Origin of the sequence: Psychrobium sp. nBUS_13, from assembly GCF_051201665.1 — a bacterium.
GTDB lineage: Bacteria > Pseudomonadota > Gammaproteobacteria > Enterobacterales > Psychrobiaceae > Psychrobium.
Genome location: NZ_CP179210.1, coordinates 301,183 through 314,413, shown reverse-complemented (window position 1 = coordinate 314,413; position 13,231 = coordinate 301,183). Strand labels below are relative to the sequence as shown.

Annotated in this window: 13 protein-coding genes; 9 read left to right on the top strand and 4 right to left on the bottom strand. The window is 41.0% G+C overall.

The features are described from left to right. The first annotated feature begins 140 nt into the window (after positions 1-140). Positions 141-2,963 carry an excinuclease ABC subunit UvrA gene (gene uvrA, locus ACMAZF_RS01500; protein WP_435275738.1) on the top strand — a complete coding sequence of 941 codons (2,823 nt, stop codon included), beginning with the start codon at positions 141-143 and terminating at the stop codon, positions 2,961-2,963. Between the two features lie 326 nt (positions 2,964-3,289). Then, positions 3,290-4,498: an aminotransferase class V-fold PLP-dependent enzyme gene (locus tag ACMAZF_RS01495; protein WP_435275737.1), complete on the top strand. Its 1,209-nt coding sequence runs from the start codon at positions 3,290-3,292 to the stop codon at positions 4,496-4,498. On the opposite strand, the gene ACMAZF_RS01490 is transcribed toward ACMAZF_RS01495, so the two are convergent. From ACMAZF_RS01490 to ACMAZF_RS01480, 3 genes are all read right to left on the bottom strand, one after another. Beyond that, positions 4,499-4,891 (bottom strand): hypothetical protein, encoded by a 393-nt coding sequence (locus ACMAZF_RS01490; protein ID WP_435275736.1) that lies wholly within the window; start codon positions 4,889-4,891, stop codon positions 4,499-4,501. It lies immediately after the preceding gene. Positions 4,892-5,009: 118 nt separating this feature from the next. Continuing rightward, positions 5,010-5,345, bottom strand: a complete 336-nt coding sequence (locus ACMAZF_RS01485) for a zinc ribbon domain-containing protein YjdM (RefSeq protein ID WP_435275735.1) — start codon at positions 5,343-5,345, stop codon at positions 5,010-5,012. Positions 5,346-5,444: 99 nt separating this feature from the next. Continuing rightward, positions 5,445-5,780 (bottom strand): zinc ribbon domain-containing protein YjdM, encoded by a 336-nt coding sequence (locus ACMAZF_RS01480; protein ID WP_435275734.1) that lies wholly within the window; start codon positions 5,778-5,780, stop codon positions 5,445-5,447. Positions 5,781-6,083: 303 nt separating this feature from the next. Here ACMAZF_RS01480 and ACMAZF_RS01475 point away from each other — a divergent pair, with 303 nt between their 5' ends. The 7 genes from ACMAZF_RS01475 (at position 6,084) to accC (ending at position 12,083) form a co-directional block, all read left to right on the top strand. Beyond that, a complete protein-coding gene (locus tag ACMAZF_RS01475; protein ID WP_435275733.1) occupies positions 6,084-7,001 on the top strand; it encodes a TlpA family protein disulfide reductase in 918 nt (305 codons plus the stop codon). Positions 7,002-7,280: 279 nt separating this feature from the next. Beyond that, positions 7,281-7,541: a PepSY domain-containing protein gene (locus ACMAZF_RS01470; protein WP_435275732.1), complete on the top strand. Its 261-nt coding sequence runs from the start codon at positions 7,281-7,283 to the stop codon at positions 7,539-7,541. Positions 7,542-7,572: 31 nt separating this feature from the next. Beyond that, entirely contained in the window at positions 7,573-8,256 is a 684-nt protein-coding gene (locus tag ACMAZF_RS01465) for a response regulator transcription factor (RefSeq protein WP_435275731.1), read from the top strand. A 79-nt stretch (positions 8,257-8,335) separates the two neighbouring features. Further along, positions 8,336-9,628 carry an ATP-binding protein gene (locus ACMAZF_RS01460; RefSeq protein ID WP_435275730.1) on the top strand — a complete coding sequence of 431 codons (1,293 nt, stop codon included), beginning with the start codon at positions 8,336-8,338 and terminating at the stop codon, positions 9,626-9,628. A 184-nt stretch (positions 9,629-9,812) separates the two neighbouring features. Continuing rightward, positions 9,813-10,256 (top strand): type II 3-dehydroquinate dehydratase, encoded by a 444-nt coding sequence (gene aroQ / locus ACMAZF_RS01455; protein WP_435275729.1) that lies wholly within the window; start codon positions 9,813-9,815, stop codon positions 10,254-10,256. Positions 10,257-10,276: 20 nt separating this feature from the next. Then, the gene (gene accB, locus ACMAZF_RS01450) at positions 10,277-10,729 is read left to right on the top strand and encodes an acetyl-CoA carboxylase biotin carboxyl carrier protein (RefSeq protein WP_435275728.1); all 453 of its coding nucleotides are present in this window, start codon (positions 10,277-10,279) and stop codon (positions 10,727-10,729) included. 13 nt (positions 10,730-10,742) lie between these two features. Further along, positions 10,743-12,083 (top strand): acetyl-CoA carboxylase biotin carboxylase subunit, encoded by a 1,341-nt coding sequence (accC, locus tag ACMAZF_RS01445; RefSeq protein ID WP_435275727.1) that lies wholly within the window; start codon positions 10,743-10,745, stop codon positions 12,081-12,083. Positions 12,084-12,131: 48 nt separating this feature from the next. On the opposite strand, the gene ACMAZF_RS01440 is transcribed toward accC, so the two are convergent. Then, the gene (locus ACMAZF_RS01440; RefSeq protein WP_435275726.1) at positions 12,132-13,079 is read right to left on the bottom strand and encodes a helix-turn-helix domain-containing protein; all 948 of its coding nucleotides are present in this window, start codon (positions 13,077-13,079) and stop codon (positions 12,132-12,134) included. Between the last annotated feature and the right edge of the window lie 152 nt (positions 13,080-13,231).

The window sequence follows — 13,231 nt, the reverse complement described above, 5'->3', positions numbered from 1 at the left end:
TGAACCAATGGTACAACTAGATCGAAATTTGCACAAGTTTAATTTTTACACAATTTAAATTTTGCCGAAGTCAGCATAGTTTTTATACCGTGTTATATGCGATAATCGCGTGTTCGGTAATCAGTAGAGAAAAGAGTTTCATGGATCAAATTGAAGTACGCGGTGCCCGCACCCACAATTTAAAAAACGTTGATATAACTATCCCACGGGACAAACTAATTGTGATCACTGGCCTATCTGGCTCAGGAAAATCGTCACTTGCATTTGATACGCTATACGCCGAAGGTCAGCGCCGTTACGTTGAATCGTTATCAGCTTACGCTCGCCAATTCTTGTCACTGATGGAAAAACCAGATGTTGATTCCATTGAAGGCTTGAGCCCTGCGATTTCTATTGAGCAAAAATCAACGTCGCATAACCCACGCTCTACCGTAGGTACCATTACCGAAATTCATGATTACCTACGTTTACTCTTTGCTCGTGTTGGCGAGCCTCGTTGTCCAACGCATGATTTACCACTTGCCGCACAAACCATTAGCCAAATGGTTGATAAAGTTTTAGCCATGGATGAAGGCAGCAAATTGATGTTGCTTGCCCCCGTGGTACAACAACGTAAAGGCGAACACGCCAAATTACTCGACAATCTTGCCGCACAAGGTTTTATACGCGCTCGTATTGATGGTGAAGTGTGTGACTTATCTGATCCACCGACGCTAGATCTACACAAAAAGCATGATATTGAAGTGGTTGTTGACCGCTTTAAAGTGCGTGATGATTTGCAGCAACGCCTTGCAGAATCATTTGAAACAGCGTTGGATCTTTCTGGTGGTGTCGCCAATATCGTCCCAATGGATGATGACAGCGACATTGAGCCATTATTATTCTCAGCTAACTTTGCTTGTAGCCAATGTGGTTATTCAATGGCAGAGCTCGAGCCACGTTTATTCTCATTCAATAACCCAGCAGGCGCTTGTGGTAGTTGTGATGGTTTAGGGGTAAAACAGTTTTTTGATCCTGCACGTATTATTGTCAGTGATGAAATTAGCCTTGCTGGCGGTGCAATCCGTGGTTGGGATCGCCGTAATTTCTATTACTTCCAAATGTTAACCTCATTGAGTGAGCATTACGGTTTTGATTTAGAAGCGCCATTTTCAAGCCTAAGCAAAGAACATGTTAAACGTATTTTCTTTGGCAGTGGTAAACAGTCGTTAGAATTCAAATACATGAACGACCGCGGAGATGTTGTTGTACGAAATCATCCGTTTGAAGGCATCATTAACAACATGGATCGCCGTTACCGCGAGACAGAATCTAATGCCGTGCGTGAAGAGTTAACCAAATACCTTAACCAACAATCATGCCCAGCTTGTAATGGCAGCCGTCTTCGGGAAGAAGCACGCCATGTATTCATTGGTACAACGAATTTACCGACAGTCACTGAATATTCGATTGGTGAGTGTATGGAGTTCTTCGATAATCTCGAATTTAGCGGTCAAAAAGCGCAAATCGCCGAGAAGATCTTAAAAGAGATCCGCGATCGTCTTGGCTTTTTAGTCAATGTTGGTTTGAATTACCTTAGCCTTTCTCGTTCAGCAGATACCCTATCTGGTGGTGAGGCACAGCGAATTCGTTTAGCCAGTCAAATTGGTGCAGGTCTTGTTGGCGTAATGTACGTACTTGATGAACCATCAATTGGTTTACATCAACGTGACAATGAGCGCTTATTAGTCACACTTAATCATCTTCGCGATCTAGGTAATACCGTTATCGTGGTTGAACACGATGAAGATGCTATTCGCGCTGCTGATTACATTATCGATATTGGCCCAGGCGCAGGTATTCACGGCGGTCAAGTTATCGCAGAAGGTAGTTACCAACAAATTATCGACAATAAAGAGTCAATAACGGGTCAGTATCTTTCTGGTGCCAAACAAATTGAATATCGCAAAGAGCGCACTAAAGCAGGTAAAGACTGGATAAAACTCTTTGGCGCTCGCGGCAACAATTTAAAGAATGTCGATTTAGCTATTCCTTGTGGCCTTTTAACCTGTGTCACTGGTGTCTCAGGCTCTGGTAAATCAACGCTAATCAACAACACGTTTTACCCACTAGCTCACATCGCGCTTAACAAAGCCGTTAATGACGAGCCAGCAGAACATGACCGCATTGAAGGTCTTGAGCTATGCGATAAAGTAGTCGATATAGATCAAAGCCCAATCGGCCGTACCCCCCGCTCAAACCCTGCGACTTACACGGGTATTTTCACGCCAATTCGTGAGTTGTTTGCGGCGACACAAGAATCACGCTCACGTGGTTATAAGCCGGGACGCTTTAGCTTTAATGTTAAAGGCGGCCGCTGTGAAGCGTGTCAGGGTGACGGTGTAACTAAAGTTGAAATGCACTTCTTGCCAGACGTTTACGTGCCTTGTGATGTATGTCATTCAAAACGCTATAACCGCGAAACGCTTGAAGTGTTGTACAAAGGAAAAAATATCCACCAAGTGTTAGACATGACGGTGGAAGACGCCAACGAATTCTTCAAACCCGTGCCTGCCATTGCCCGTAAATTGCAAACACTCATGGATGTTGGCCTATCTTACATTACACTGGGTCAGTCAGCGACAACGCTATCTGGTGGTGAAGCACAGCGTGTGAAATTAGCCAAAGAGTTATCGAAACGCGATACAGGCCAAACACTTTATATCCTTGATGAACCAACAACAGGTCTTCACTTTAAAGATATTCAAATGCTGCTAGATGTATTACATCGCCTGCGCGATCACGGCAACACAATAGTGGTTATCGAACATAACCTCGACGTGGTGAAAACAGCCGATTGGATAGTAGACCTAGGCCCAGAAGGCGGTGCTGGCGGTGGTGAAATTCTGTGCTTTGGAACACCAGAAGAAGTAGCGGAGCATCCGACATCGCATACAGCGCGTTTTTTGAAGCCATTATTGTAGAGAATGAATTACAACGTGTGCAAATTATGATGCGCTTTTAGTATTAACGTTTTATTCAACTAATACACATGCGCACCAGTTACTTTTCTTTGCTTCGCCAAAGAAAAGTAACCAAAAGAAAGGCGACCCGTGATTTTTCGCTTGATCTTAAATAATAAATTGCCTATTCAATATCGTATTTGATCCGCATCCATGCGGCAAATACTCAAAAATCGTCCCTGATTTTTGCATTGGTCAATTTCTGATTTAAGGCGATAAATGGCGGGATTTTTCGGCGTTTTTAAGCCTGTATATCTCTTTAATTGATTTTTAATTATATAAAAACTATGACATTCAATAACCAACAATTCCGCCAACAATTTCCACTCATCATGGAAAGCGATCAATGCTATTTCGATAGTGCTGCCACTAGCCAGAAACCACAGATGGTGATTGATGTTATTAATGAATATTACACTAGTCAAAACGCTAATGTTCACCGCGCTGCCCACAAATTAAGTGCAGTTGCTACCGCCAAGTTTGAACTAGCTAGAACTAATATTGGCAAGTTTATTGGCTGCCACAATAGTAAAGAAATCATCTTTACCAAAGGCACCACAGAAGCCATTAACTTAATTGCACAGAGTTATGGCCGCGCTAATATCAAGGCCCATCACAACATTGTGGTGAGTGTCAGTGAACACCACGCCAATATCGTGCCGTGGCAACAATTGTGCTTGGAGACAGGCGCACAGTTGCGCGTTATTCCCCTCACCAGCACTCATGAATTTGATCTACTGACCGCTAATGAATTGATTGACGAAAACACCGCGATTGTTGCCGTTGCCCATGCATCAAATGTCACTGGCGTCATCAATCCAATTGGTCATTTAATTAAGCTAGCAAAAGAAGTTGGTGCGGTAAGTGTTATTGATGGCGCGCAAACCGTGGCGCATTTACCCATTGACGTGGATAAACTCGATTGTGACTTTTTCGTCTTCTCAGGCCACAAAATGTACGGCCCAACGGGCATTGGGATTCTTTATGGCAAAGAAGTAATTTTAGAAGCCATGCCGGTGTGGCAATGTGGTGGCGAAATGATTAAAAAAGTTAGCTTTAACGGTACCACATTCAATCAGCTGCCTTTTAAATTTGAACCCGGTACACCTAATATTAGTGGCGTACTAGGTCTAAGCGCCGCAGTCGATTTTATAAAAGCACAAGATAGTGACGCTGCTCATCAATACGAAAACCAGCTCACCAATTATCTTGCTCAAGAACTTAAAAAGATTGATGAAACTACCATTATCGGCAACGTCAGCGACAAATTGTCGGTCATTAGCTTTATCGTTGACGATGAACACCCATCAGATATTGCTACTTTGCTGAACCAACACAACATTGCCGTACGCTCAGGCCATCACTGCGCCATGCCGCTGATGGAGTATCTCAACATTGACGGCACTATTCGAATTTCTATTGCACCGTATAATACGTTAGAAGAAGTGGATAAATTGATTGAGGCTATTAAGAAGGCGCTAGAGTTTTTAATATAACTATTCAATCTCTGAAACTGTGAATTGATGCTCTTTAGCTTTCTCTGCCAATAAACTTAAAAAGTTATTGGCTTCTAAATCATAGTTTGCTGATGACAATATTGGATATCCAAATGCTTGTTTACTATTTGACAGCACAAACTCACATTTAAGAATCGTTTGATTTTCGCCAACCACAGTGACAGATTGTATTGTCTCCCAGTGAATTTGATAAGATATTGCTTTCGTTCCCCATCTAAGCAACTGATCATTAATAATCAGATTTTGCCACTTAACCGTTCGAAGTTTTACCAGTTCAATAACACAAGCGATAGCCATTATTACACCTATACCTCGTATGATTAATAGCTTGCCTGTATTAACTGTTTCGATAACAGCATCAAAATACGCCATACAACTTATTAGAAAAACGAAAAAATACAACCCTATTAGTACAACTTGAGTGTCATTCGACGGTTTGATTATAAGGCTCATAAGTTACGTGTCTCCTACTATTCAGAACAATTGACACTTAAGCCTTTTTCACAAACTTCGCCGTGACCATCATGTCACCTGTACCGTCAACTTTACAATCAAGCTGATGATCTTTACCGTCCACCATCCGTTTGATAACAGCCTTGGTACCGATTTTTAATACCTGTGAACTACCCTTTACCTTTAAGTCTTTAACAAACGTAATTTTGTCGCCTTCGCTAAGTAGCGTACCGTTTGCATCTTTAATGTTTAACGTATTCTCTTCTTCAAGCTCTTTCGGGTTCCATTCATATGCACATTCAGGGCAAATCAATAAATCTTGATCGGCGTATACATATTCGGACTGGCATTTTAAACAAGGTGGTAATGACATAGACAATGATTTATTCAGTAGTGGAAATTAGATAGATAACGATACTGAAAGTGCTCTCAGTGTCGTTATCTATTTTGCTAAGCTAGGAGCTCGGTACAGCTAAGCCTTTCTTACAAACTTAGATTTGAGCATCATATTGCCATGGCCATCGACTTTACAATCGATATCATGGTCAGCATCTACAAAGCGTTTAATCACGGCTTTTGTACCAACTTTTAATACCAGTGATGAACCTTTCACTTTAAGATCTTTAATTAAAGTTACTTTGTCGTCTTCTGCCAATAAGTTACCGACGGCGTCCTTAAGCACGATAGCATCAGGATCAACAGCCACTTCATTTGGATTCCACTCATGTGCACATTCAGGGCAAATCAATAAATCTTGATCTTCGTAGGCATATTCAGAGTTACATTGTGGGCATGGAGGTAATGACATAGTAATTTTACTTATTGCAATTGAATTTAGCGCTTATGGTAATCCTCTATATGGCATTTTGCGAGTGCTTTAATTAGCTAAACTACGTATTTTTGAGATAGATTAATGGTCATATTCGAATTTTATAACCAATCACGCTTTACTATTGAATAGAAGTTTATCGTGAATAATTGGCTATCGTTCACTGAGCAAATCAGACATACATTAGTGCACTTTTATTATTTCAATTGGATTACTTGAATAGCTTTACGAAAAAAGGTAGCTTAAGCCTATAATAAACAATAATTTATGCTAGGGAAGGCTATGCGTTACCATTTATTTACGATTTCTTTGATGTTCTTTTTGTACTATTCCTTTTCGCCGACTGTACTAGCGTCAGAAAAAGAATGGCTACTTTGGGATGAAGAAAAAAGCGAGCTCCCCGCTCAAATAGCAAGAACAGACTACCCACCTGTTATATTATTTAGGCAAGGAAATACTATTCTTGGCTCTTTTTCAACTCCATATTCTTTCGAGTCAAATACGCTTCCAACAACTGACGATTTTAGAATTCTCATTGTCGATAGTGAAAATACCACTCACACGTTGACTCATACTCATCGCTCTATAGGGTTCGTCGATGATAAAGGCATGAGTATCGTCACGCTCAAAGCATCAGATGTTGCTTCTGGAGACGTTAAAATTCAGATATTCAAAAAGCATACTCAAAAGAATGTCGATAAACTTAGCGTTGCAAATGAGAAGGTTGCTCGTTATTCACATAATGTAAAAACTCAATTAGCGTCTCTCAAACTACAAGAAATGAAAATCAATGAGCAGTGGTCATTGGCGAGTACCGGCACAGACGGAAAGAACTATGACTTATCTAAAATCAACTCTGAATGGATAATTATCGACTTATATAGTCAATATTGTTCTCCTTGTGTACGTTCAGTACCTAAACTCAATGCACTTCACGCACTCAACAATATCTTTGTTGTCGGCTTATCGGGCACCAAACAATTACCAATTCTTCAACAGCACATTGAAGACAAGAACATTTCATATCCAATGATCCCTTTTATAGGCCAGTATATGGACGCTGCGCTACCAAAAGCGCTAGGCACTGTTGGTTACCCGACTTATTATTTATTAGATTCGAATCGAAAACTTGTTAATAAATATATGGGAGCAAATGCGCTAAACCATATGAAAAAACGTATGAAAACTCACATAAATTAACATGTCATAACACAAGCGTTTTAGTATTCATTAAATGGCTATACGTTAATTTCAAAAATAATGATAGCCACATAGATAGTTAAGCATCGATTAATTTAACTCCCCATAAACTGCATATCAGCTTGTTAAAGCGCCTAATATCAATTGACCAGTTCTTTGCTCTCTCACTAACTGAAATTGGTATAAATTTTTGTGATTAAAGATAGTGAAAGTTCATGTTAAGATTAGTTTCTGTCTCGTGATTTAATTATCGATATCACATTAACATTTGAGAAAACCATGACATTAAAGACTTTTAAATTCGCTGTTTTATCACTACTACTCGTTATTAGTAGTCAAAGCTATGCTTTTGATATCAGTGAACGCAAAGCATCTCAGCTAGTACAAAGTAAGTACAAAGCGAAGAAATTATTAAAAGTTGAATCTATTTCAAGTCGTGGAACCAAAGCTTTTAAGATAAAAATCTTATTAGATAGCGGGCGCTTAAAAACAGTATATGTGAATAAAAAGAGCGGCAAAATTTCAGAACGTCAGCCGTAATAAATTAAATCATCGCTTTACAAGGATTATCATGCGCATTTTAGTAATTGAAGACGAACCAATTTTACAAGAACAACTCGCCGCTATTCTCATCAAACAAGGTTACGCGGTAGATTGTGCAAGTGATGGTGAAGAAGGACTATATCAGGGCACTGAATACCCTTACGATTTAGCCATTATCGATTTAGGCTTACCAAAAATAGACGGTATTGAAGTCATTAAGCGTCTTCGTAAAAACGATAAAAATTTCCCAATTCTCATTTTGACTGCGCGTGACCAATGGCAAGAAAAAGTCATTGGCTTAGATTCTGGCGCAGACGACTACTTAACTAAACCATTCGAGATGGATGAGCTGTTAGCTCGCGTGAAAGCGCTATTGCGCCGTAGTGTGGGTATGGCAAGTGCTACTCAGAACTTCGGTCCACTGTCATTAGATTTAAACGCACAATCTATCGCCGTTGACGGAACAGAAGTAGAACTCACTGCTTATGAATATAAGGTGATGGAATACTTGTTAACCCATCCTCATCAAGTAATTTCTAAAACGGTATTAACTGAGCATATATACGATCAAGATTACGATCGTGATTCGAATGTAATTGAAGTGTTTGTGCGTCGCCTTCGTTTGAAAATCGATCCGGAGAATACAATTTCACCAATTGAAACCCTTCGTGGTCGAGGTTATCGCATTAATCCAGCGATTGCTAACGGTTAATACGATAGCCGTTTATTAAGATGCTCAATTGAAAAAGTACTCATTACGCACCCGTATACTGATAATGGCCAGCTTATTAATGCTGGTCTTTTTTAGTATTACTGGTGCGATTTTAGACTCCGCATTTTCTAATGCAGCAAAGACTGCTGCCAAAGAAAAAATGCAGCTACAAATTCTTAGTTTAATATCGAGTGCTGAGCAACAAGGGCGTGATTTAATCATGCCAAATTATCAATCCGATCCTCAGTTTAATGAAGCCAGTTCAGGCCTTTATGGCTATGTTTTAGATCGGGCAGGTAGAGAATTATGGCGCTCAAGATCTGCGGTGTTAATTTCACCTGTCACAGCGCGTCCTGCCTTACCGGGTAAACAAAGCTTTAATCTTGATAACACGCACTCTGATATTGAGTTATTTGTTGCGACCTATGGCACTATTGAAGAGAGTGAGGGCAAAGACTATCAATATACTTTTGTGGTGATGCAAGATAATCACAGCTATCGTCAATCCATCATTAGTTATCGTGAGAATTTGTGGTTGTGGCTAAGTGTGTTCGCCGTATTATTGTTAGCGGCACAACATATATTACTCAGCCGCGGCCTTCGACCCCTTTACGATCTTGCTCACCATCTTAAAGATATTGAAGACGGTCGTAGCGAGTCCTTAAGTGGCAACTATCCAAAAGAGCTTAGTCGCCTAACAGGCAATCTCAATCGACTTATTGATAGCGAACGTCAACAACGAGAACGCTACCATCAACGTCTTGGTGATTTAGCACATTCTCTTAAAACCCCTTTAGCTGTCATTAGTAATGCCGCAAGTGATCCTACCGATGAATTACGAACGATTGTTAAAGAACAAAGTACTCGTATGGACCAAATTGTTCGCTATCAGCTGCAACGGGCCGTTGTTAGTCAACAAATCACTAGTATTGCAAAGGTCAATATTCTAGAACAAGCCAAACAAATAAAAAGTGCGCTGGACAAAGTATATAAAGCCAAAGCAGTGATGTGTGACATCCGTATCTCTACAACGAGCGTTTTCCAAGGCGATCAAGGTGATTTATTAGAGATGTTAGGAAACCTCATGGACAACGCTTATAAGTATGGCGCAGGCGAAGTTCGCGTAACGGTGACAGAAACAGCCGATTCAATTACCTTTATCGTTGAAGACAATGGCGTTGGTATTGAAGAGTCACAACGAGAAAAAATTACTCAGCGCGGTGCGCGATTAGATACACAAGAACATGGGCAAGGCATCGGAATGGCCGTTGTTGTGGATATTGTAAAAGGCTATAACGGCGTTATTGATATCAGCGAGTCAGACTTGCTTGGCGCTCAATTTACGGCAACTTTTCCTAAACATCATTATTAGCCTACTTAAAAATTTCCCTCCCAGAGGTGATAAGACCAGTAAAATGCTGCCAAAATCGGCGATTTGTATATACTATGTCGCGATAAGGTAATCTTTGCGACTTGTTTAGATTGTTCAAGCTAGCTAAACTGGTTTTACAACGAAATAAGCAAGATTAAAGATTTACTCAGAGGATCACTGCAAGATGAGCGAAAATAAACAGATTTTATTGGTAAATGGTCCTAACTTAAATATGTTAGGCCAACGTGAACCCGGCCATTATGGCGTTGCAACGTTGCCACAAATTGTTGAAAAGCTAACAAAACAGGCTTCAACAATGGGCATTTCACTCGAACATATCCAGTCTAATGCGGAATTCGAGTTAATTGATGCAATACATCAAACCAAGGCTGATTTTATTATCATTAATCCTGCGGCTTTTACACACACTAGTGTAGCGCTGCGCGATGCTATCTTGTCGGTAAATATTCCTTTTATTGAAGTTCATTTGTCTAACGTTCATAAACGTGAAGCGTTTCGTCATCACTCTTACTTTTCAGACGTTGCTGTCGGAGTAATTTGTGGCTTAGGCGCAAGCGGCTATGAATACGCATTACAATCGGCAGCGCAATCGCTGGCGTCGTCTTAAAAATTTAAAAGAGAACAGTTATGGATATTCGTAAAATAAAGAAACTAATCGAACTAGTTGAAGAATCAGGCATTACCGAATTAGAAATTTCTGAAGGTGAAGAGTCAGTACGCATCAACCGCACTTCAACAGTTGTTGCAGCTCCTGTTGCCGTTGCTGCACCTGTAGCCGCTCCTGTTACTGCTCCGGTAGTAGCTGCTGCTGCGCCAGTTCCTACTTCAGCACCTGCTGTTGTTGCTGGTCATCAAGTTGTTTCTCCAATGGTTGGTAGTTTCTACCGCGCTTCTTCTCCAGAAGCAAAGCCATTTGTTGAAGTTGGTAGCAAAGTAAATGTTGGCGACACTTTATGTATCGTTGAAGCCATGAAAATGATGAATCAAATCGAAGCTGATAAAGCGGGTACTGTTGTTGCAATCGAAGTTGAAGATGGCGCTGCAGTTGAGTTTGATCAGGTTCTAGTAATCATCGAATAAAGGCCACTTACTTATGTTAGATAAAGTAGTTATCGCCAACCGTGGTGAAATTGCCTTACGTATTTTGCGCGCTTGTAAAGAGATGGGCATTAAAACCGTAGCAATTCATTCAACGGCTGATCGCGACTTAAAACACGTATTATTAGCTGATGAATCACTATGTATCGGCCCTGCTCCAGCAGCGCAAAGTTACTTAAACATTCCTGCAATTATCAGCGCTGCTGAAATTACGGGCGCTGTTGCAATTCACCCTGGTTATGGCTTTCTTGCTGAAAATGCTGATTTTGCAGAGCAAATCGAGCAATCAGGTTTTACATTCATCGGCCCTAAAGCTGAAACAATTCGCCTAATGGGTGACAAAGTTTCTGCTATCGAAGCAATGCGTAAAGCTGGCGTACCTACCGTACCAGGTAGTGACGGTGTTTTAGGCGACGACGATGCGTTAAACATTAAAATTGCTAAGCGTATTGGTTACCCTGTTATCGTTAAGGCTTCTGGCGGCGGCGGTGGTCGTGGTATGCGTGTTGTTCGCACCGAAGAAGAATTACTTGAAACGATCAAGTTAACTCGTGCAGAAGCCATTGCCTGTTTTAATAACGGTCAGCTTTACATGGAAAAATTCTTAGAGAATCCTCGTCATATCGAGATCCAAGTATTAGCAGACGGTCAAGGCCATGCGATTCATTTAGGTGAGCGTGATTGTTCAATGCAACGTCGTCACCAAAAAGTTGTTGAAGAAGCACCAGCACCGGGAATTACTGAAGAAATTCGTCGTTTCATCGGTGAGCGTTGTGCTAAAGCTTGTGTTGATATTGACTACCGTGGTGCTGGTACTTTCGAATTCTTATATGAAAACGGTGAGTTCTACTTCATTGAAATGAACACCCGTATTCAAGTTGAGCACTGTGTTACTGAAATGGTTACTGGTGTTGATTTGATCAAAGAGCAGCTACGTGTTGCAGCGGGTCAGCCATTATCAATTACTCAAGACGAAGTACAAATTCGCGGCCATGCTATCGAATGTCGTATTAATGCTGAAGATCCTGTGTCATTCATTCCAAGTCCTGGTGAAATCAAGCGTTTTCACGCACCAGGTGGTTTAGGAATTCGTTGGGATTCTCACATTTACGCTGGCTATAAAGTGCCACCGCATTACGATTCAATGATTGGAAAATTAATTACTTACGGTGAAAACCGTGGTATTGCCATCGCTCGTATGCGCAATGCACTAAGCGAAATGATTGTTGAAGGCATTAAAACCTCAACGGCACTTCAAGCGACAATTATGGAAGATGAAAACTTCCAAAACGGCGGCACTAATATTCATTACCTAGAGAAAAAACTAGGTTTGTAAGGCAATAAGTCGTTTATCCACAAAAAACCAGCTGTCGAGCTGGTTTTTTTATGCCCGATGTGATTTGGCATATTCACTGGGGCTTTGTTGATAGCGCTGCTTAAATTTGGCTGAAAAATTCCCCTGATGCTTCAATCCAATGTCCAGCGCAACCTCTTTGACGTTCATGTGGCCACTGCGCAATAACAACTCTGCACGTAATAAGCGCTTATCATCAAGATATTCAAACACGGTACAGCCAAAGACCAACTTAAAATATTGCTTGAGTTTATTGTCATTAATACCCACCTGACGCGCCAGCGCCATCAACGACGGGGGCGACACCATCTGCTGTTCAATAAGTTGCGATGCTTTGATAATACGCGCTAAATCGGCAGGCTTAACAACCGATGTTTTTTTGCGATGCTGTTGATACCAATCGCATAGCAAGGTCAGCACTTCCATCAGCTTAGCTTGGGTATAGAGTCTACGAGCAACTTGAGTTAGCTGACATTGGTAAATTTGTTCAATAATGTGACCAACGCTACTCACTACTGGCATAACAAACAGTTGGTTTTCACGATTATTATCAAATTGGTATTGCCTGATCAATGAATCGACTAACGCCAATGGCATTGAAAAATTAAGCATTTTCATGCGCCCCTTGCGATAGCGCATAACACAAGTTCCACTGTTGATAAAAAAGACACAGGCGCCGCCTGCGCTCACGGAAATAGCGTCTACACCTTCAAATGTAAGAGTCAATTCGCCCTGTAACACAATAAAGGCCCCCGCCATGGCGGCGGCATCACCTTCAATCACCATGTCTTCACACACATCAAAATCAGTGAGCATGAGCTGATTATCGTCCGAAAACGACGTCATGTAACTTTCACCCTTACCGACCGAATCAGGTAGCGTAATGATCTGATCGACATTATTACTCGCAGACAACTCTCTCAAGTTATAAGCCGTGTGTTGCACCCAATCATCAATGTCTCTTGTCGTAAATTCCATTGTCACCTCCGCAAGTTAATGAGAATCATTATCACAAATTTTAATGACGACGTAAAACTCCCTATAGTGACAAACAGACTCCGCCATGTGATAGCTCCCGCATATCTTCGCGGTGCGAAATGAGATTTAATACGCCCATTGTCGCTTTGCAC